Source organism: Maribellus comscasis (assembly GCF_009762775.1).
In the GTDB taxonomy this organism is placed as follows: domain Bacteria; phylum Bacteroidota; class Bacteroidia; order Bacteroidales; family Prolixibacteraceae; genus Draconibacterium; species Draconibacterium comscasis.
In genome coordinates, this window is sequence record NZ_CP046401.1 from 4,208,358 (window position 1) to 4,230,972 (window position 22,615).

A 22,615-nucleotide genomic window follows, 5' to 3' on the forward strand; every position below is an offset into this window, starting at 1 on the left:
AACTAATTTCAAAAACAGGTATTTATACGTGACCCTCCCACGCGATCTTTTGTCATCTTTCAAACAAGCACTGACACAGTTTTATGAATACTACCTTTTTTTGATACGATTGAAAATTGTATCAGCTTTATCTTTCAATTTAGTGATTTCAGTATAAAAAACTATCTTTGGTTGAAACATCATTTCTTATGAACCGACGTGATTTTCTTCATTATACAGGAGCAGCTTCACTTATCACCACAGGAATTATTTCGCCAGCTACATTAATGGCAACTCATCCGTTTCCTGGTTTTTCCGGTTTTCAGGAACTTGTTGATAATCTTGTTCTGCTAAACGATGAGCAGGTAGAAAAGATTGCGGCACAACAAAACCTGGACAAAAGCTCCAAATATTACGGTGGTGTTTACGATACCTGGAAAATAGTTACACCACATTCAGCCGGGGGATTGTTTAAAACACTGGCCATTGCTTATTCTCAGCCTAAATCGAAATATTATCTGGATAATTCACTGTTGGGCAAGATGGAAATGGCGGTAAAATACCTGTTGAAGGTTCAGCATTCGGATGGAACCATTGACTTGCTTTCCACTAATTTTCATTCTACACCTGATACCGGTTTTGTGGTTGAGCCACTGTGTGCCAGTTATGATTTGCTGAAAAAACTTCAGTTTCCCCGGAAAGAAAGTTTGCTGCGACCTCTGGAGCTGTTTTTAAAAAATGCAGGGGAGGCATTTGTTGTTGGAGGGATTCATACGCCAAACCACCGTTGGGTAGTGAGTATGGCATTGGCCAGGCTAAATACGCTTTTCCCTGATGAACGTTATTTAAAACGAATAGACCAGTGGTTGCAGGAAGGTGTTGATATTGATGCTGACGGGCAGTACGAGGAACGAAGCACATATATTTACACCCCCTTGACCAATCGGTGTTTAATATATATATCGCTTTTGGCGGGCCGTCCGGAATTAATGGATATTGTCCGGAAAAATTTGGAAATGACGCTTTATTATGTGCATCCGAATGGAGAGGTAGCCACCGAAGCATCGGGCCGACAGGATCAATTCAGGGTAGGGTTTATGGAACATTATTATATTCCTTATCGCATGGCAGCGCTTACGTTTGCCGACGGGTGTTTTAGTGCAATGGTCAGCCAGATTGAAAGTACGGTTCCTGAAAAATTACTGACCTATTTACCTTATTTTCTTACCACAAAAGAGCTGGGAGAAGAATTACCGGCCCAGGATGAATTACCCCGGAATTATGTGAAGGAGTTTAAATATTCCAATCTTGTGCGTATTCGCCGGGGAAATATAGACGCAACGATTCTTGGCGACAATCCCACATTTTTTACGTTAAGTAAAGGAAAAGCAGTGCTCGCATCGGTTCGGCTGGCCTCGGCATTTTTTGGTCGCGGGCAATTCCGGTCTGAAAAAATAAACCGAACAAAAGATGGTCTTGAGTTAAACTGGAGTTTTGACTGGGGCTATTTTCAACCTCTGCCAAAAGGAGAAAAACCCAATTATGAAATCCCTTTTGATGAAGACCGGAAACGTCGCGAAAAAAGTGAAGTTCAACATTTAAAAATGAAGGTTGTTGTGAGTGAAAACCAAGGTATTTTTACCCTTGATTTTGATTTGGAAGGAACTGAAAATGTTCCTTTAGCGATAGAACTGGCTTTTCGGAATGAGGGAACCTTGCAGGGGGGTGAGAAGGTGTCGGAGGCAGAAGATGTATTTCTTCTGAGAGCGAAGAATGGATTTTATCAGTTTAAAGACGATATAATTAAATTTGGCCCCGGAAATGCTGCTCATGAATGGACCGAAATAAGAGGAGCTCTGCCAAGACCAAACGGAAAGTGCGTTTACCTGACGGGATTTACACCTTTTAAAAAACAAATCTTTTTTCAGTAATTGACTATTGAGTCAGGTATTCCTATAACCGCTCAAAGTTGTTTTTCCTGTATATTTTGCTTTAAAGAAGAAGGCGTTTATTACATGCCTCGTTCCAGCGTATTTTTCCAATTAGCCCGGTGCGGCAAAATTTATTGGGGTAAGAGAGACCACAAACACGACAGCGTAATCTTTATTTTATAATAAAAGTAGGGTAAATGCAGGTTTCGCCGGTAACAAAAATATCTGATTTTATTGATGTTAAAAAAGCCGAAAAACTATTAAACAATAATTGTTGGAAAATATGGAAACAAAAAAAATATTTCTCTGGGAAGTCCTGGTGGTCTCGGCTGTTTTGTTTTTTGCGTGCGATAAAGAGGAGGAGATTGTTACCGCTGCATTTACAGCCAATAGCACCGAGATTGAAACAGGCGAAACGGTAAGTTTTAGTAATGAATCTATAAATGCCGGTTACTATCAATGGGATTTTGGTGATGGTGTTTATTCGTTTGACGAAGAGCCGGAACATGAATATACAAGCGCAGGAACTTATTCTGTTAAGCTCGTAGCGATTGGGAACGATGGTTCGGATTCTGCTTCGGTTTCAATAAATGTAGAAGCCGGTTACGATATTACTATAATGGAAGGAGAAGGGATTGAAAATATAGATATTTATGATACATGGGCAGAAATACAGTCCGTTTATTCCTCAACCGATACTGTACATTACATCTATGACGATTATCTTGAGGATTACGGTTTTTATTATTATATCATTTATTTTTATAACGAAGGAATTGAATTTGATTTTTTAACGGAAAGTTCAACCTTGAGTAACTCCGACCCGGTTTATTATATTTGGGTATTGGAACCTTTTGAAGGCGCAACTCAAAAAGGCATTTCTATTGGCAGTGACATGGATAATGTTGTTGCGCTTTACGGAGAACCTGAGTCAACCGATGAGGACAGCGACTATACTGCCTATTGGTATGATACACAGGGAATAGATTTTTATAGTTATGGTAGTGGCGAAGTGGATGTGATTTGTGTGTATGAAGCATATGAAACCTCGTCATTGACTGAAAAGAGCGGAAATATAGGAGATAGAATCAGGAAATCAGGGTACCTTTTTGTTCGAGAGAAATAGTCATACGGCAGAATTATTCTGAAATACCTTATCGTTTAAAATTTTGGGGTAATTTTAATATAAGAGGGCTGTTCTTCAATTGAAGGAGCAGTTCTCTTTTTTTTGAAAATAAAAGAAAGAACCGTCCCTTTTTGTTAAAAGAACGGTTTTTTCTTTTTACTACACATGGGTTTAAAAATTTATTGCACTTTATTCATTTCCACAAAATATTTGTAGAACAGCGGAATGGTTTTGATGCCGGTGAGAAATTGTTCCAGCGGATAATTTTCGTTGGGAGAGTGGATCGCATCCGACTCAAGTCCAAAGCCCATCAGCACCGATTTTATGCCCAGTACTTCTTCAAAAGTTGAAATAATGGGAATACTTCCACCCGAACGAACCGGCACCGGTCGTTTTCCGTAAACATCGGTATAAGCTTTTTCGGCTGCCTGGTACGCCGGAATATCAATGGGACAAACATAGCCCTGTCCGCCGTGAAGTGATGTAACTTCTACTTTTACCGATTTTGGTGCTATATTCTCAAAGTGGTTTTTAAAAAGTTCAGCAATTTTCAGGTGGTCCTGATTGGGTACCAAACGCGACGAAATTTTTGCATATGCTTTTGAAGGCAAAACAGTTTTTGCCCCTTCACCGGTATAACCACCCCAAATCCCGCAAACATCAAAAGTAGGACGAATTCCGGTATGTTCAGTTGTGGAAAATCCTTCCTCTCCGGCCAGCTCTTTTACATCAATTGCCTTTTTATATTTTTCTGCATCAAAAGGAGCACGTCCCAGCAGTTCTCGTTCTTCTGAGGAAACTTCCAGAACATCGTCGTAAAAACCGGGGATAGTAACTTTCCCTTTTTTATCTACCATTTTATCAATCATTGAACAAAGAACATTGATTGGGTTAGCAACGGCACCACCAAACATTCCGGAGTGTAAATCTCTGTTCGGGCCGGTAACTTCAACCTGCCAATAGGCCAGGCCCCGCAAACCTGTTGTTATCGAAGGAGTGTCGGGAGCAAGCATTGTTGTATCCGACACCAAAATTACATCGGCAGCAAGCATTTCTTTATTTTCTTCACACCATTTTCCCAGATTTGGCGAACCAACTTCTTCTTCGCCTTCAATCATAAATTTTATGTTACAGGGGAGCGTGTTGGTTTTTACCATCAGCTCAAATGCTTTGGCATGCATCATACTTTGTCCCTTATCGTCATCGGCTCCACGTGCGTATATTTTGCCGCCGCGAATTTCCGGTTCAAAAGGGTTGGAATCCCATTTTTCAATTGGGTCAACAGGCATTACATCCATGTGTCCGTAAACCAAAACTGTGGGTAAAGCGGTGTCAATCATTTTTTCGCCATAAGTAACCGGATTTCCGGGAGTATCAAAAACTTCCGCTTTGTCAGCTCCTGATTTTAAAAGCATTTCCTTCCAGTATTCCGCTGCTTTGTACATGTCGGGTTTATGGCTTTTGATTGAACTGACAGAGGGGATCCGGATTAATCCAAACAACTCTTCCAAAAAACGATCTTTATTTTCTTCAATATAATTGTTGATATATTCCATAATAGTGCTAAAAATTTATTTGAACGGAAAATAGGGTTTATCGCCAATATAAAAAAGGATTTTATACATATTTACTGGTATAAACGAACCTGTTTAATGTATAATTTTCTTTTCCCATTTGGAGAATCGATTTTAAATTCAATGTCCAATCCAAATTTATCAAAAAGGCAATTGCACGAGTGTGGTACTTCATAGAAATAATGTTCTTTGATATGCATACAGTATCTTCCAAGCTGGTACAGTTCGGAATCTGTTAACACATTTTGGCCTTTAAACTCTTCAATATTGGAATGTGAAAGATATTCAATAGTGAAATTGTCTGACTCGCTGAGAGAGTAGGTATATAAAATGACCTGATCGTGCAAAACTCCGGGCTCGGGAAAAACGATACTGTATTCTTTAAACTGGGCGTTCACAATAAACCCCGGATTTATATTGTAAAGGTTTTTGGTAATAAGCACGCCGTTGGCATCTTCGTCGGGAAAGGAGCGGTGTACTAATATTCCCATTGCTGCTGAAAGGTGGTCGATTTTATAGTACTCGCGTTCTTCAAAAGCCCTGAAATTCCATAAACCGGCCCAAACTTTTTTAATGGCATTTTCAATGGATTTGGTATCGTGATCTTTTTTTGCTGAATAGGAATCGTACAAACCTGCACCAGAGAAAAATTCCAGATCCTCGGCATTGGTTGAGGAGCGGAAACGATAGGCATCAAAATCCCTAAAATTTTCGATTTTTTCGCTTACCATATTAACTAAAGTCGGGTCTATTGGTGCATCAATAATTTTATTTCTTAATTCTTCGAGTTTTGTTTTTCGGTATTCCTGGTCGGTTTTAAATGTTTGATCAGCCAAAAGCTCTTCGACAAATGTTTGTAACTGATTACTTTTTATATGCCGGGAATAGTAATAAAACGGAATGGCAAAAGGATTTTCCGGAGTGGGAATCTTTGGATTGCTCAATTTCAGAAGTTCGGCAAAATTGGCTGCTTTACCGCCAACTAAATTTACAGCGGAGTGGTTAACTTCTGTCAGATTAACAAGGCCTGATGTTGTTTCGTCTTTTGCCAGTACTGTCGTTGCCTGTGGTTCGTTTTGATGCCAGAATGAAGTGGCTTCTTCCAGGCTTGCTTTTCTTACAACAAATGAATCGGCGAGCACATTGAGGTAAATTAACTGCCCGGCCAGCGAGTCGAGCTTTGGATTTGTCCAGCCATCGCGCAAAGCCATATTGGGAGTACCGCGGTTGTGGCTTAAGATATTAATATGGCTGAGCGGCGTTTGAAATTCGGTCGTAATTATTCCCGAAACCACAGAAACATCGTTTGGAATACCGTTCAGAATAATAATATCGTGTTTGCCCAGGTAGGTTTCATTGAGTTCATTCAGCTTAACCTTTCGTAAATAGCCATAACCTTCAGCAAGGTTCAGTGCCTGATAATTTTGTCCTTCAAATAATTCGTCGGATGTAATAATGGGGACACTGCTGCATTCTTCCCACTTTGAGTTGTTTGGGTATAAAAAAAGTTTTCCGGCCAGATACGTGGAGGAATATATTTTCTCAAAAATCTCCTGTATTTTATTGCAGCCCATTTCGTCGCCGGCATAAAACCGGATGACATATTTATTTAATGATTTATAATAGTTAATCTCACCCGGATAAAGATATCTTTGACCGGAGTTGGAGTATTGCGTCATATTAAAATGGTAGTGTCCTTTTTTATATCCAAGGAATTGTTCAGCAAAAAAGTAATGAATCTCATAACGTTTGCTGTTCATATAATAAATAAGGTTTTCCTTTTCGCTGTATATAAATTTTACCGATTGTACGTCTCCCTGATTGGTGATAAAAGGGCTGCTTTGCAAAAGATTAAAGGCATTATAATCGGGAAGCCCGTTTAAATAATTTACATCATTTTCTGATTTTGCCAGTAATTTTGCGTGTATGATTGTGTCGGTGGAGGGTACAATAATTTCAGCACTGTAATAGCCTTCTTTTGAAAAAACAACGGTATCCCGGATTGTCGAATTTTTATGAGTATTTAGATTCTGAAGGAGTGTCATTTCTATGCCGTTTGAATAAAGTTTTAGCGTCTCTGCCTGGTGTTCAGAAACCACCTGTAAAATATAAATCCCCGTTTTCAGATGGGGCAAAAGATAAGTTCCACCCTGGCCCAGTTTCCCGGTTTGTAAGATTTGTTTTCCATCAACGGTAAACAGTTGCAACGATACATTTTCTTCAGGTGGTGAAAAAAACATGTTAAATACAATTTGAAATCTTGATTCATTTTCCGGGTTATTAAAATTCCAGGTAAAGGCACCGTTCTTGTCGGAGGTGATTTCAATCGCCAGGCGTTTATGAAATATGGAAACATCAGCAACTGGCCTTTCTGTTGCCAAATCACTGGTTCGTCCCCAATACGAATATTGAGCAAATGCTTGCAAGGGAAGCAGCATTGCAAGAGAGGTACAAAGGGCCAAAATCCGAAGTACAGCATTCATACTTTTTTAGATGTAGTTCAGTGGGAAAAGGTTGCTGACAAAATTGGGGAGCAGGGGTGTTTTTAAAATAGAAAAGGGCAATCCTTTTCAGATTACCCTTTCAATATAATTTTTTGTTTACTGTTATCCTACAATTGCCTGGAATTTTGGATTGTCGAAATATTTTGCAAATTCGATATCGTTTTTGGCTTTGTCTTTCAGGTCAGGATTGATTTCAACCGCTTTTTGAAGGCTTTCAAGAAGCAGGTTTTCTTTTGCAGTGCGTGCTCCGATAATTGCTTTCAGGTATTCTTTCATAAAACAGTTTGGATTATCAAAAGCTTCCAAGTCTTTTAATGCACCATTGTTATCACCGGCTAATATTTTTGCCAATGCAGTGTTAACGTCTTCATATTTGCTGAAATATCTTACAGCCTGATCGTAATTTGCATTTTTAACGCTAACAATTCCCTGGTTGTAATTTACTTCATCGCCTGCGCCTGAAGCAGCTCCAAACAATGTTTCAGCTTCATCAACTTTTTCTTCATAAAGAGCAATTGCGCCAAGGTTATTTTTAACAACCGGTTCATTGTTTTTCAAACGTTCTGCTTTTTCAAACATTGGTTTTGCATCTTCGTATTTCATTTGTTTTACCAAAACATAACCTGCGTTGTTTGGTCCTCTCCAGTCGTTTGGATAAACTTTAATAAATGAATTATATATTGAAAGTTGTTCGTTCAAATCTTCAAATAAAGTTGCCGCATACAACAATTCTGCCGGATTTAAAGAAGAAGGATTTGATTTAGCCGCAGCCATCAGTTCTTCATCCGTTTTTCCAATCAAATCAACGCTGGTAGCCAGTTTTGCTCTACGCAATTGTGGTAAAATTTCGTCAGCTACATCAGTAAATGCTTCAGAAAGATTTCTGATTTCACGTTCGCGAACTTCAGGATCATTGTACATGGAAAGAACGCGTAAAATCAATTCTTTATCCTGAATATTTGATTTTTCCATCAACTCTTTAAAACCATCCCAGTCTTCCGGAGTATATTTGGTTTTTAATTCGATATCAACTCCAGCTTCTTTTAGTTTTTTGGCAAGGAATGCAGAAGAAGTGTTTTTTCTGTCAGCAGCTAAATCTGTATTGAAATCAATTTCACCATCGGGAGAAGCGTAAGCTGAAACCTCAACACCTTTAAGGTCGATACGTTCTTGTTCATTTGCATTTTTGGTATAATCTTCCAGCGCTTTCACGTCGCTGCCTTCTGTTTCTTCTCTGCGAAGATTTGAACGGTTGATGAGATAGTGAATATCAGCAACCATTTCGTCTGGAACAATTCTTTGGAACGCATCGATATTTGGATCATATTTGCCTGAAGTATTTTCTTCACGCTGTACACCCAAAATCGGTTTTGGATAATTCATAACCAATTCGCTGGTAGCAATCACACCATCCGCAATTTTGATTGGTTCAAAATCCAATGTTTTAGCCCCTTTTGAAGCAGTCATATAAACGTAGAGTTCAGATTTGTTCATGTCGTCAACATATTCAACGGCATCTTTGTAGCTAAAGCTTCCACCAGTTGTATAACTGATAACTTTGTTATTCGCTTCCACTTTTTCTCCCTGAACAGTAACCGGTTCATACTTGGTTTCGCCTCCGTCATATTTCAGAACCGGAGTAGCAACCAAAGTGGCCTTTTTATTAAAATATTTTGCTGGGAATCGACCATCGATAGCAACATCCACATCACCGGCGTGGGCTTCGAGAATTTCCGGGGTTACTTTGAATTGAATCTGATCAGCATTTTTTTTCATTTTTTGTAACCCTGCACATCCCGAAAGTAGCACTGCTGCCACTGCTACAAGCATAAAAGGTTTAAAGTTGAGTTCTTTCATAACAGACAATATTTAAAATTTTAAAATTTGTTCCAATTAGCACACAAAAATAACAAGCTTTTTTTTATAAAAAAGCCGCTAAACGAGTTTTTATCACAATATTAATCGGTTTAGCCCTTTTTTATACTGGTTATCGAAAATTGCCTCTTTCAACTGAATATAATGTTCGTGATTTTTTACAAAATCCAAATTATTTGTATCGATGATTAAAACGGGGAAGTTTTGAACTTGTTTAAAAAAATTGAAATATCCCTGTTTAATTTTTTCAAGATAATCGCGTTGGATATATTTTTCATAATCTCGTCCTCTGATTTCAATGTTTTGTAGCAGGTTTTCAATATTGGTGTGAAGATAAACATACAGGTCGGGTTTGGGCATCGATTCTGATACGATGTCGTAAATTTGCCGAAATAATCTGTATTCGTCATCTTTTAGAGTGTTTTGCGCAAATATTGAAGTTTTCGAGAAATAGTAATCTGAAATCAGCATTGAATGGAAAAGATCGAGATTGAGGACTTCTTTTTTTATTTGATTGTAACGGTCGGCTAAAAATGAAAGTTCAAGCGGGAAGGAATATCTTTCCTGATTTTGGTAAAATTTTGGTAAAAACGGATTATCGGCAAACTGTTCCAGAATTAGTTTGGCATTTGATTCTTCTGCCAGCATTTTTGCCAGCGTTGTTTTTCCTGCTCCTATATTTCCTTCAATAACTAAAAATTGCATTTACCGGAATATTTCTGTAAGTATTTTTTTATAATGTGAAAAGAATATTTGATGTTTTAAATTACATCAGTTTTTTGTTTGAACGGATTTTTTTGTCTTTAAAAAAACCAATAAAGTACCCTGGAAGTAAACCCACTACAAAACCAAGTATGAGCATTTCCCAGTTTTGGGCGGGTATAAATTTTTGTAAAATATAACCTGTCAGGAGGCCGGCAACCATCCCAAAAAAAGAAAACAGGTAGGTGTAATAATAAGGTGCAATAAAGCCGTGTTGTTTGTGCATGTGGCTCGAAATACGACTGATCAACCGATCGTATTCGCGCCGGCTTTTTCCGGGTACTTTTATAGCCTCATTTATTTTCTTTGTTACCTCGGTAATATTTAGTTTTTCTTTTTGGCAATAAGGGCAACTTGAGGAGAATTCTCCCACTCTTTTTATGTTTCGTTTGAGTTCTTCAACCCTGTAAAAACGGATTTCCTTGTCCCTGATTCCTTCAAGATTTTTGTCAATCTCCGCAATCGTTTTTGTTGCCCAGCTTTCCATTAATGTGCATTTTAAAACCTGTTTCAAAGGTAAAAATTATGCCGGAACCAATGTTTAATTTTTTGGAAATATGGAAATATAGTCAGGAGAGAAAATAAAAAAAGTTCTGTTTTGAACGGCTTTTACTGTGTTGTTCTTTCACTATTAATTTCTTCAGAAGGGAATCTCGTTTGTACTTTTTTAGAGTTGGTTTTAGTCACATAATCAGATATTTTAATTACTACAGAACAGATATAATCGGCATAAAAAACGCCCTGCCGGTTGGCAGAGCGTTTATATTATTTTCGCTTAACTTTAGTCATTATCGCGACGCGGGCGAAAATCCCTTCGGTCGCCGCCACGGCGATCGTTCCGGCGGTCGCCTCCTCTGCGGTCGTCATTACGGTTGTCCCTGCGGGGTGGACGATCTCCTCTTGGAGGACGCTCAACATATCCTTCCGGTTTTGGAAGAAGGGCTTTTCTTGAAAGTTTTAGCTTGCCGGTTTTTTCATCTACACCAATAAGTTTAACTTCCATCATTTCACCTTCTTTGGTAAATTTTTCTGCCGACTCAACCCTGTTCCAGTCCATTTCTGAAACGTGCAACAGCGCTTCTTTTCCGGGAAGTATTTCGATAAATGCTCCAAAAGAAACTACCGATTTTACTTTTCCGGTATAAACCTCGCCAACTTCGGGGATTGCTGTTATGGCTTTTATGCGTGCTTTTGCCGCTTCAATTGGTTCGAGGCCTGCACCTGAAATTTCAACCAACCCAACTTCGTCATTTTCTTCAATAACGATTACAGTGTCGGTTTCTTCCTGGATAGCCTGAATAATTTTTCCTCCCGGTCCGATGACAGCACCAATCATATCTTTTGGTATCTGAATGGTTTCGATACGCGGAACATTTGGTTTATATTCGGCACGGGGTTCGGGAATTACTTCCAGCATTTTTCCTAAAATATGCAAACGGCCTTCTTTTGCCTGCTGCAAGGCCTGCGCCAAAACTTCGTAAGGCAGTCCGTCAACTTTAATATCCATCTGTGTGGCCGTAATCCCGTTCGTTGTTCCGGTTACTTTAAAATCCATGTCTCCCAAATGGTCTTCGTCTCCAAGAATGTCGGAGAGAACTGCGTATTTATCAGAACCTTTATCGGTAATCAGCCCCATTGCAATTCCCGAAACCGGTTTTTTCATTTTCACACCGGCATCCATCAATCCCATTGTTCCTGCACAAACCGTTGCCATCGATGATGAACCGTTGGACTCAAGGATGTCGGAAACAACCCGGACAACATAAGGAAGATCTTCAGGGATCATATTCTTCAATCCCCGCAAAGCAAGGTTTCCGTGTCCAATTTCGCGTCTGCTTGTTCCACGCGGTGTTTTGGGGTCTCCGACACAAAACGGAGGGAAATTATAATGTAATAAAAAGCTTTCGTTGCCCTGAAAAGTTACATTGTCAATTTTTTTGACGTCCATTTTTGTACCCAATGTAACCGAAGTTAAAGACTGAGTTTCTCCACGGGTAAAAATAGCAGAGCCATGTGCTCCAGGTAAATAATCGATTTCACCCCAAATTGGGCGAATTTCATTTGTTGCTCTTCCGTCCAAACGAATACCGTCGTCGAGAATCATTCTGCGCATAGCTTCTTTTTCAACATCATGGTAATATCTTTTTATTAAACCAATATGTTGTTCCAGATCTATTTCTTCGTTTTCTGCATTTGCTTCGGTGTAAGCTTCAATAAATTCATCACATATTGCTTCAAAGGCCTCCAGGCGTTCACTTTTGTTTGCGATTTGTTTCTTTGCAACTTCATAGCAGGCATCGTATGTTTCTGCTTTTACTTTTTCACGAAGTTCCTCATCGTTGTTCTCGTGGCTGTATTCACGTTTTACTACACCGAGTTCGGCTGCCAGTTCTTCTTGTACTTTACACTGTTTTTTTATTTCATTGTGCGCCGTTTTTATGGCTTCAAGCATCACTTCTTCTGAAACCTCCTGCATTTCCCCTTCCACCATCATAATGTTGTCAAATGAAGCACCAACCATGATTTCCAGATCGGCTTCTTCCATTTGTGAGCGTGTTGGGTTTACAATAAATTCCCCATTAACTCTTGCTACACGAACTTCAGAGATGGGGGTTTCAAAAGGAACGTCGGAAACTGCAATTGCAGCAGAGGCTGCTAATCCTGCCAGGGCATCCGGCATTTCTTCTTTGTTTGCAGAAATCAACGAAATCATCACCGCAGTTTCTGCATGATAGTCATCGGGGAAAAGCGGACGTAATGCCCGGTCAACCAAACGTGCAACAAGAATTTCGTCGTCGCTTGGTCTTCCTTCCCGTTTTAGAAATCCGCCGGGGAATCGGCCTGCAGCCGAGAATTTTTCGCGGTAATCAACCGATACCGGCATAAAGTCTACATCTTCTTTTGCTTCTTTTGCTGACACTACTGTGGCCAGCAACATGGTTTCACCCATTTTTACTACAACTGAACCATCGGCCTGTTTGGCAAGCTTACCGGTTTCAATGGTAATCGTTCTGCCGTCGGCGAGTTCAATTGTTTTAACTGTTGCGTTTACCATAATTTTTTTACATCAATAAATATTAAATAATACAATGGGTGGTGAGGTTTTGCAATTTACAAAAAAGAAAGGCAATACACTGCATTGCCTTTCGATTATTTTACTTACGTAAGTTCAATTCTTTAATCAGCGAACGATAACGTTCAATATCTTTACTTTTCAGGTAGTCAAGCAAACTGCGTCGTTTCCCAACCAATTTAATCAAAGCACGTCGTGTGCTGTGGTCCTTTTTGTTTTGTTTCAAATGTTCCGTCAGGTGGTTAATCCTGAAAGTGAACAATGCAATCTGGCCTTCAGTACTGCCTGTGTCTTTTTCATTTTTACCATATTTGGTAAAAAGCTCTGTTTTTTTCTCTGATGTTAAATACATTTTTTAAAGAACAATTTTAATTATACAATGTTTAAGCCGCAGCATCGCGTTAAATAACAACAGCTTAAAATTAATCGGGTGCAAAAATAGCAAAAGATTTTGATTTACAAACGATTTAATCAAACAGAATGTTCACTGATTCTTTCTTTAATTTTTCATAACGTGAGTTGTTCATATGTTTCTATTTTGAACGATTTTAAATATGATTCTGTATTGAACCGGAGAGTATAAAAACGAATGATTGATTAACATAATTTTTTATCTTTGATTATTGAAAGTTTCAACCAACCATTTGAATCATTGTCATTTATTCTTAACCCTTTTTTGTTTGCCCGATATCTGTAAAACCAGATAATTAGTTGTTGATTTATTCCCGGGGAAGTTTAAATAATATTAATCATGTGTTTAAAATATTATTTGTTTTTTATTATAAACGATATTAATTTTAGAGACAATAATTTCAGTTTTCGATTTGAATTAAAAGATTATCATAATTTTTATTTAAAAATCTATAATTATTAAGCGTATGAAAAAGTTTTACTTATTGTTATCTGGTTTGTTTTTTGGATATTTGATCCAAGCGCAAACACCAAACGGTTTGAAAGGCGCAGATGTTAATATCAGCACTGTAACAACATATTCTGATTTACATAGTTTGGTTGAGGCGAACGGGCAAAAAGAAATCAAATTAACTTCAGGATTAAAATCGGCGAGTTCAGCAGTCGAAATCGTCGATCCAGAGCTGATGGAGTGCTCTGATAATTCGGCTTTCAGCAATCCTCCGGTATTGTTTGACAATGGTTATACATCAGACTTGAAAACTCCTTATAAAGTTTATCAAACTTTTGATAACCTGTCCGGAATCACAAATGAAGTAGCCTTTTGGGTTGCTTTTAGTACTTATACTCAACCGTCACCTACTTTTGAGTTTATAATTGAGGTGTTTGAGGCAGGTCCCTTGCCTGTTTCCCGGTTAAGTTCTGATACCGTTGAGGTTTCACTTGAATACACAGGCTTTGCTGTTGTTGGGCATGATATTTTTAAATGTAATGCTTCCATCACCCCTATTGCTAATGCAGATGGGTGGATTTCAATTTACGGGTCGTTAAAAAATTCGGCGTCTAGTTATTGGATAAACGCTCCAAGTGGGCAAGGGCAATCTTATCAGGAAGGATATGGGTACCGGGAACCGGTGGCTGTTTGTTTAGGTGCAGGTATACTTCCTCTTGAAGTCACTCTTTTTCCGAATGGCAAATATGCCCTGACCCAGGAAGATAAAGAGATATTATCGGGCGACCCTGAAAAGTACCAGAGTATTGAAGTTTCCCCACGCTCGTTTGACTGTAACAGTGTTGGCGAATCGGTTCCGGTTACAATATCGGTTGTGGATACAAGTGGAGTCCCCTCTACATTTTCAGGTTATGTATTGGTTTATGACGAAACAGCACCGGAGGCAAAATGTAAGGATATTACTGTAACTCTGGATGACAGCGGGGAAGCGTCAATTTTTGGCGGACAAATAGATGATGGCAGCTACGATGCATGTGGAATAAAAAACCGGGTACTTGATAAATACAATTTTTACTGCGCTGATTTGGGAAAAGATACGATTACATTAACCGTTGGTGATGCGAGCGGGAATTTGAGTAGCTGTACATCAGAAGTAACAGTGTTGTCCGTAAATAAAATGCCGGCTTTAAACCCTATAGCAGATGTAACAGTTGATGAAGACTCGGCAGTAACGGTTGATTTGACGGGAATTTCTTACGGAGATGACTGTGAAGCCCAGGATTTAGTGGTGTCTGTTACTGTTTCAGACTCTGCGATGATTGACACGATGGGAGTTGATTATACTTCAGGTGACCCGGAAGGCACTTTAAACATTAGCCCGGCAGCTGATATGAGTGGCAGTACAGTTGTTACTGTTACCGTTGAAGACGAAGAAGGAGCCAGCGTATCGCAAAACTTTACGCTGACAATAAACCCTGTTAACGATGCTCCTTTTTTGGTTATCCCGATTCCTGACCAGACAATTTATGCAAGTTATGAGTTAAATATACCTGTCAGTTCGGTGCTGGGAGTAATATTTGATGATGTTGATGACGATGAGCTGGAGATGTCGGTAATGGTTGAAGGGACAGACACTTTACCGTCATGGGCAACGATGTCGGCTGATATATTGGTTTGTGAGCCGATGATTGCGGATACGGGATGTGTAAATATTGTGGTAATGGCAACAGACAGCTCCGGGGCAAGTGCAAGCGATACCTTTGAAGTTTGTGTAGCAGGTTACCCGACAGCGATTGGCGATTTGGAAGTAGCAGGTCCGGAAATACAGATGTACCCTAACCCAACCAATGGTCAGGTAAACCTTGAGATGAGTTCAGGGATTCATGCTGTGGATATTGCAGTAGTTGATATCGCAGGCCGTGTTGTACTGCAAAAACAGTATTCGGCATCGGAACGTATTGTATTTGACATGAGTGGAAAGGTAGCCGGAATGTACTTTGTGAATATGAAAATTGACGGAGAAAGAGTAGTCAAAAAGCTGATTGTTGACAACAGGTAAAGGATTAAAATACAACTCAAAATAAAAAGAAAAAGGCACCGGGACTGGTGCCTTTTTTGTTTGCCCGATATCTGTAAAGCCAGATAATTAGTTGTTGATTTATTCCCGGGGAAGTTTAAATAATATCAATCATGTGTTTAAAATATTATTTGTTTTTTATTATAAACGATATTAATTTTAGAGACAATAATTTCAGTTTTCGATTTGAATTAAAAAGTTATCATAATTTATTTTAAAACCTATAATTATTAAGCGTATGAAAAAGTTTTACCTTATTGTTTGCTTTGGTTTGTCATATCTGGCTCTGTTTGCTCAGAGAGCTGAGGTGGCTGATTTAGGGAAAGTGCGTAGCCTTAAATCTGTTTCATTAAAGTCTTCGGTTTTGAGTTTAAAAACAGGTATAGGTGCCGAAGCAAAAACGTATGAATCATCTGTTTCGACTGTCGTTTGGGATAATGGTCCGTTAGTTAACAGTCCTGGGACAGGTTACGGTGGTGCTGATGAGAGTGTAGTTCAATCTTCTTTGGGAATGATTTACCTGGGGTTTGGGTTTCAGGAGTTTTATTCCAATTCGGTTGCCGATGATTTTACATTAAGCCGAAATGAGATTATTGACAGTATCGTTGTTTTTGGATATCAAACAGGCTCATCTACAGCTTCCACTATTACTGAAGTTTATCTGAGAATTTATGATGGAGATCCCAGAACCGGAGGAAATATAATCTGGGGTGACTTTGTTACCAATAGATTGGTTTCCAGTAAGTGGTCGGGTATTTACCGTGTAATGGATTATGATTCCGGGAATAATCAACGGCCGATAATGGAATGTATTTGTGATGTTGATGCGTATCTCAGTGCCGGAACCTATTGGCTGGAAATACAGATGAATGGACCATTAGCTTCGGGACCCTGGTGTCCGACTGTTTCTATAAACGGAGAAACAACTACAGGAAATGGTATACAAAATGCAGGAGGCTGGGGTGAAATTTGGGATGTCGGTCAGCAAGGTGTCCCTTTTGTTTTGTTATCAAGTCACTCTCTTGAAGTCACTCTTTTTCCGAATGGCAAATATGCCCTGACCCAGGAAGATAAAGAGATATTATCGGGCGACCCTGAAAAGTACCAGAGTATTGAAGTTTCCCCACGCTCGTTTGACTGTAACAGTGTTGGCGAACCGGTTCCGGTTACAATATCGGTTGTGGATACAAGTGGAGTCCCCTCTACATTTTCAGGTTATGTATTGGTTTATGACGAAACAGCACCGGAGGCAAAATGTAAGGATATTACTGTAACTCTGGATGACAGCGGGGAAGCGTCAATTTTTGGCGGACAAATAGATGATGGCAGCTACGATGCATGTGGAATAAAAAACCGGGTACTTGATAAATACAATTTTTACTGCGCTGATTTGGGAAAAGATACGATTACATTAACCGTTGGTGATGCGAGCGGGAATTTGAGTAGCTGTACATCAGAAGTAACAGTGTTGACCGTAAATAAAATGCCGGCTTTAAACTCTATAGCAGATGTAACAGTTGATGAAGACTCGGCAGTAACGGTTGATTTGACGGGAATTTCTTACGGAGATGACTGTGAAGCCCAGGATTTAGTGGTGTCTGTTACTGTTTCAGACTCTGCGATGATTGACACGATGGGAGTTGATTATACTTCAGGCGACCCGGAAGGCACTTTAAGCATTAGCCCGGCAGCTGATATGAGTGGCAGTACAGTTGTTACTGTTACCGTTGAAGACGAAGAAGGAGCCAGCGTATCGCAAAACTTTACGCTGACAATAAACCCTGTTAACGATGCTCCTTTTTTGGTTATCCCGATTCCTGACCAGACAATTTATGCAAGTTATGAGTTAAATATACCTGTCAGTTCGGTGCTGGGAGTAATATTTGATGATGTTGATGACGATGAGCTGGAGATGTCGGTAATGGTTGAAGGGACAGACACTTTACCGTCATGGGCAACGATGTCGGCTGATATATTGGTTTGTGAGCCGATGATTGCGGATACGGGATGTGTAAATATTGTGGTAATGGCAACAGACAGCTCCGGGGCAAGTGCAAGCGATACCTTTGAAGTTTGTGTAGCAGGTTACCCGACAGCGATTGGCGAATTGGAAGCAGCAGGTCCGGAAATACAGATGTACCCTAACCCAACCAATGGTCAGGTAAACCTTGAGATGAGTTCAGGGATTCATGCTGTGGATATTGCAGTAGTTGATATCGCAGGCCGTGTTGTACTGCAAAAACAATATTCGGCATCGGAACGTATTGTATTTGACATGAGTGGAAAGGTAGCCGGAATGTACTTTGTGAATATGAAAATTGACGGAGAAAGAGTAGTCAAAAAGCTGATTGTTGACAACAGGTAAAGGACTAAAAATACAACTCAAAATAAAAAAATGGCACCAACTCGGGTGCCTTTTTTTATTTTAACTTATTCGAAGTGTTTTTATGTACCGCTAAAATCAACTCCCTCAAACAATACCGAGGGAATGAGCCACGATGAATTGGTGTTAATGTCATTTCCCAATTCACTAACATTTGACCATAATTCCAACATGTTTCCTGTGATGTTCATTTCGGAGACAGGATGCTTGATTTCACCGTTCTCAATCAGAAAACCTTCAATTCCAAAAGAGAAGTCTCCCGTTGTCCCATTGCTGTTTCCCCCATTGAATCCGGTAACCAGGATTCCTTTTTCTACGGTTTGTATCAAGCCTTGTAAATCGTTATTTCCTGTTTCAAAAACCAGGTTTGTAATGCTCCCGCTTGTTGGTTTGGTATTTAGCTTTTTTGCATAATAAGTGTCTATGTAATAGGTTTTCAGAACACCTTTTTCAAAAACAGTCCTCTTTGTCGTTGCCAGGCCTTCTCCGTCAAAGTGACGGGAGCCACGACCTCCAATAACAAACGGATTATCGGTTACAGAGAGTTTTTCTGAAATCACCTTTTTATCCAGTTTATCAATCAGAAACGAGTTTTTTTGTTGGATTGCAGAACCTCTAAGCGCTGAAATTAAGGGGCCAAAAATTCTTCCCATTTGGCGATTTTCCACAATCATCGACATTTTTCCCGACGCGATTTTTTTCTGCCCTATTTTTTTCAATGCTTTATCAAGTGCAATTTTCCCGATACCATTCCGGGGGAGTTTATCAAAAAATATTGCACTTTCACTCCAGCCTGCCGAAGGTCGCGCATCTTTACTTTTTACTGAAACAGAGGCGTCAATTCCATAATACGAACTGGATGTATCTCCCTTAAAACCATTACTTGCCAGCATCACCCTTTCATTTAGCCCGTCGTAATATGAGGTGGAAACAGAAATTATCCTTTCATCTGTTCCTAAAACTTCTTTTTCAGCTGCAAATGCCAGTTCTATCTTTTTTTCAGGAGAAATGGAATTAAAAGCTGCATCAAGAATTTGCAGATCTTTTCCGTCACCTTTATAATATCGTTCAGGTTCAGGTAAAGTGCGGAGTTCATCTTCAGCCAAATATTTTGTTCCCGCAATAGCTTCCTCTATAAACCCCGCTAATTCATCCTTTTTTAGACGGTTCGTAGAATGTGCCGAGTATTTTTTGTCAACAAACAAGCGAATGGTAAGATTATTTTGTGTTGCCTGTTCCAACTTGTCGATTTTTTCTTCGCGTACTTCAATACTGCTGTTTTTGCTGTTCGATATACTTACACTAACCTGCTGGGCTCCGGCTTTAAGAGCATGGTTCATGGCCCATTCCGCCAGGATATATTTTTCTTCCTTTGTCATGATGTTCAAAATTTTGGATTTTTGTTCAATTGATTTAGGCATTGGTTCCGCCAACGGTAAGACTTTTTACCAAAACTGTTGGCAAGCCACAGGTAACCGGAACAGACTGGCCGCTTTTTCCACATGTCCATGTTCCGTTGTCAATTGCATAATCATTGGCTGCCATCGATATATCGGCAAGTGCCTCGGGCCCGTTGCCGATAATGTTTATATCTTTAACAGGCTGTGTTAATTTGCCTTTTTCGATTAAAAATCCTGATTTAACAAAAAATGTAAAATCACCGGCTCCGATTTTAACTTCTCCATTGCTAAAGTTGTCAACATAAACACCGTAATCAACACTGGAAATAATATCATCTTTTGAGTGAGGTCCTGCTTCCATGTATGTTGCCCTCATTCGCGGAAGAGGAACATTTCTGAATGATTCCCTTCTCCCGTTTCCGGTTGGATTAACATAATAATAACTGGCGCTGATTCTGTCGTGAATATAGCTGTTTAATACGCCGTCTTTTACAAGATATGTTTTCTGTGTGTCGTTCCCTTCGTCATCAATGTTTATGGAACCGCGATTGTTTGGCAAGGTTCCGTCGTCGATAATATTAATAAATTTTTCAGCCACTTTTTTGCCCATTTTGTCACTAAAAATGGAAGTGCCTTTGCGGTTGAAATCAGCTTCGAAAGTATGCCCGATGGCCTCGTGAAGTAATATTCCTGAGCCACCTGCTCCCATTACCACGGGCATTTCGCCTGCTTTTGGTTTCCCAGCCTCAAATAAAAGGTTGGTCCCGTCAACAACTTCGTGTGCCAGTTCGCTAACCAAATCATCGCTAAGCCATTCAAATCCTTTTCTAAAAGAGCGGGCGGAATAGAAGTTTTCAATTTTGTCGCCTTTTTGCATGATACAAACTACGCCAAAATTAACCATCGGCCGATAATCGTAGGTGAGTCTTCCTTCCGAATTGTAAAAAAGGATATAGCTGGTTTCGTCGTTTAAAAAAGCATTTACTTTTATCACTTTTTCGTCCAGTTTAAAAACTTTGTCGTTTATTTTCTGAACAAAGGGGACCTTGTCTTTGACCGATACATCGTCCCATTTTTTAGAAATGGAGTAAAAATCTGAAGGAATTTTTTCCTCTGTTTTATTGGGTTTAAAAGTGCTGTTCTCATTCGCAATGCTTGCTGCCAGTTTCGCTGCATTTAGCATTTCGTTTAACGACAATGTTTCGGTGTAAGCAAAGCCTGTCTGATCTCCTTTTAAAACACGGATGCCAACTCCAAAATCAACGTTTGAGAATGCCCGGTTTACTTTTCCGTCTTCCAGTCCGAGGTTTCCTGAAGTTTTGTGTTCAAAATATAAATCGGCATAATCGCCTCCTTTGCTCATTGCAGCAGCAATAACTTTCTGTAGTGTTTCTGTTGAAACTTCAAAATGATCCAAATAGTTTCTCACGTGAGAAGAATTTTTAATTGTTTGCCATGATTGTAAAAAACGGCGACAGGAATAAACCGTCTGTTGCCACAACCCCGCTGGTTTTTATAAAATTTCGTCTGTTGGCATTCATACTATCTTGATTTTAGTTTTTTTTACGTCCAAAATCAATAGGTGTGAATGACCCCGGCAAAATTACAGTTTTTTATTAACGTTCCGATTGAAATAAAGTTTCTGCTCGGGTTGATATTGACTAAAGGAAAATAGGATATAAAATTTAAGGGTTAAAAAGATTGTTGTTGGGTTTTATTGGCTCTGCTTTCTTTGGTTGGGAATTACATATGTCGACAATTTTTTTCAGGGGGTGGTGTTGAAAAAAATATAGATTTTGTGGAATTTACTTGCCTAAAAGTAATTTTTTTTCAGAAAATTGTATATAATTTTACTTTTAGGTAGCCTGGACTTGGGGGGAGTTGACAAAAGTCTAGTTTTAATGTGAAATTAGTATTAATTTTTTACAAATTGCTACAAAAAGGCGTTTGGAAATTTCATTTTAAAATATTTTTGTATTGGATTTTTAGAAAATATCTTAATTAATAAATAAATTATTACATCATGAAATCAAAATTGGAATACATTTGGCTTGATGGTTCTGTACCAACTCAACAGCTAAGAGCAAAAACCAGAATTGAAGAAAATTTTAGTGGTAAACTGGAAGATTGTCCGGTTTGGTCATTCGATGGTTCTTCAACCAATCAGGCAACTGGTGGGGCTTCTGATCTTTTGTTAAAGCCGGTTTTTATTTGTCCTGATCCGGATCGTAAAAACGCATATCTGGTAATGACTGAGGTACTGAATCCGGACGGAACGCCACATGAAACCAATGGACGTGCTCATATTGAAGAAGAAGATGAAGATTTCTGGTTCGGTTTTGAACAGGAATATTTCTTGTATGATCCACAAACCCGTCTTCCGTTAGGATTCCCGGCTGGAGGTTTCCCCGGACCACAAGGACCATATTATTGTGGTGTTGGAGGTTCAAAAGCTTTTGGTCGTCAAATTGTGGAAGAACACCTGGATCTATGTTTGGAAGCTGGATTGAATGTTGAAGGTATCAATGCTGAGGTAGCAGCAGGCCAGTGGGAATTCCAGATCTTTGCCAAAGGTGCACATAACGCAGGTGACCAAATCTGGATGGGGCGTTTCCTTTTGGAACGTACAGCTGAAAAATATGGTGTTGATGTTGAATGGCATCCAAAACCACTGGGTAAGGAACTCGACTGGAACGGGTCAGGTATGCACGCAAACTTCTCAAATGGATTGATGCGTACATGTGGCGATAAAGCTGTGTTTGAATCGATTTGTGAAGAATTTGGAAAACATATTATGGAACATATCGAGGTTTACGGAGCTTTTAACGATCAGCGTTTGACCGGTTTACACGAAACTCAATCAATCGACCAGTTCAGCTATGGTGTTTCCGACCGTGGTGCTTCAATCCGTATTCCTGTTGGAACAGTAGAAGATGGATGGAAAGGTCGTTTGGAAGACCGTCGTCCTGCTTCAAATGGCGATCCTTACAAAATTGCTGCAAGGATTATTAAAACGGTTAAAAGTGCAAGCTAGAATTTAACTGAATTTTTATATATATTCGGAAGCTG

14 protein-coding genes are annotated in these 22,615 nt (G+C 39.3%); 5 read left to right on the forward strand and 9 right to left on the reverse strand.

Features of this window, described 5'->3' with window-relative positions; translation table 11 throughout:
- Positions 1–188: 188 nt before the first annotated feature.
- Both GM418_RS16580 and GM418_RS16585 read left to right on the forward strand, forming a co-directional pair.
- Positions 189–1,910, forward strand: a complete 1,722-nt coding sequence (locus tag GM418_RS16580; RefSeq protein WP_158868297.1) for a hypothetical protein — start codon at positions 189–191, stop codon at positions 1,908–1,910.
- Positions 1,911–2,193: 283 nt separating this feature from the next.
- Positions 2,194–3,036 carry a PKD domain-containing protein gene (locus GM418_RS16585; protein WP_158868299.1) on the forward strand — a complete coding sequence of 281 codons (843 nt, stop codon included), beginning with the start codon at positions 2,194–2,196 and terminating at the stop codon, positions 3,034–3,036.
- A 179-nt stretch (positions 3,037–3,215) separates the two neighbouring features.
- On the opposite strand, the gene GM418_RS16590 is transcribed toward GM418_RS16585, so the two are convergent.
- The 7 genes from GM418_RS16590 to rpsO all read right to left on the reverse strand — a co-directional run bounded on the left by GM418_RS16590 (position 3,216) and on the right by rpsO (position 13,176).
- Positions 3,216–4,592 carry a dipeptidase gene (locus tag GM418_RS16590; protein WP_158868301.1) on the reverse strand — a complete coding sequence of 459 codons (1,377 nt, stop codon included), beginning with the start codon at positions 4,590–4,592 and terminating at the stop codon, positions 3,216–3,218.
- A 71-nt stretch (positions 4,593–4,663) separates the two neighbouring features.
- Complete coding sequence (locus GM418_RS16595) at positions 4,664–7,093, reverse strand: PEP/pyruvate-binding domain-containing protein (protein WP_158868303.1); 2,430 nt, start codon at positions 7,091–7,093, stop codon at positions 4,664–4,666.
- A gap of 123 nt (positions 7,094–7,216) precedes the next feature.
- A complete protein-coding gene (locus GM418_RS16600; RefSeq protein ID WP_217447501.1) occupies positions 7,217–8,971 on the reverse strand; it encodes a tetratricopeptide repeat protein in 1,755 nt (584 codons plus the stop codon).
- A gap of 93 nt (positions 8,972–9,064) precedes the next feature.
- The gene (locus GM418_RS16605; RefSeq protein ID WP_158868305.1) at positions 9,065–9,694 is read right to left on the reverse strand and encodes a deoxynucleoside kinase; all 630 of its coding nucleotides are present in this window, start codon (positions 9,692–9,694) and stop codon (positions 9,065–9,067) included.
- 61 nt (positions 9,695–9,755) lie between these two features.
- Entirely contained in the window at positions 9,756–10,238 is a 483-nt protein-coding gene (locus tag GM418_RS16610) for a SoxR reducing system RseC family protein (RefSeq protein ID WP_158868307.1), read from the reverse strand.
- A 294-nt stretch (positions 10,239–10,532) separates the two neighbouring features.
- Entirely contained in the window at positions 10,533–12,806 is a 2,274-nt protein-coding gene (locus GM418_RS16615; protein WP_158868309.1) for a polyribonucleotide nucleotidyltransferase, read from the reverse strand.
- 100 nt (positions 12,807–12,906) lie between these two features.
- Positions 12,907–13,176 carry a 30S ribosomal protein S15 gene (gene rpsO, locus GM418_RS16620; RefSeq protein WP_158868311.1) on the reverse strand — a complete coding sequence of 90 codons (270 nt, stop codon included), beginning with the start codon at positions 13,174–13,176 and terminating at the stop codon, positions 12,907–12,909.
- Between the two features lie 526 nt (positions 13,177–13,702).
- Between rpsO and GM418_RS16625 the strand changes: the two genes are divergently transcribed.
- A complete protein-coding gene (locus GM418_RS16625) occupies positions 13,703–15,745 on the forward strand; it encodes a T9SS type A sorting domain-containing protein (RefSeq protein WP_158868312.1) in 2,043 nt (680 codons plus the stop codon).
- Between the two features lie 256 nt (positions 15,746–16,001).
- Complete coding sequence (locus GM418_RS16630) at positions 16,002–18,128, forward strand: T9SS type A sorting domain-containing protein (protein ID WP_158868313.1); 2,127 nt, start codon at positions 16,002–16,004, stop codon at positions 18,126–18,128.
- An 80-nt stretch (positions 18,129–18,208) separates the two neighbouring features.
- Here GM418_RS16630 and GM418_RS16635 read toward each other — a convergent pair whose 3' ends face one another.
- Both GM418_RS16635 and GM418_RS16640 read right to left on the reverse strand, forming a co-directional pair.
- Positions 18,209–19,525, reverse strand: a complete 1,317-nt coding sequence (locus tag GM418_RS16635) for a TldD/PmbA family protein (protein ID WP_158868314.1) — start codon at positions 19,523–19,525, stop codon at positions 18,209–18,211.
- 34 nt (positions 19,526–19,559) lie between these two features.
- Positions 19,560–20,975 carry a TldD/PmbA family protein gene (locus GM418_RS16640; RefSeq protein WP_217447502.1) on the reverse strand — a complete coding sequence of 472 codons (1,416 nt, stop codon included), beginning with the start codon at positions 20,973–20,975 and terminating at the stop codon, positions 19,560–19,562.
- A gap of 594 nt (positions 20,976–21,569) precedes the next feature.
- On the opposite strand from GM418_RS16640, the gene GM418_RS16645 reads away from it, so the two are divergent.
- On the forward strand, positions 21,570–22,580 hold the full coding sequence (locus GM418_RS16645; RefSeq protein WP_217447503.1) for a glutamine synthetase beta-grasp domain-containing protein: 1,011 nt from the start codon (positions 21,570–21,572) through the stop codon (positions 22,578–22,580).
- Positions 22,581–22,615: the final 35 nt, after the last annotated feature.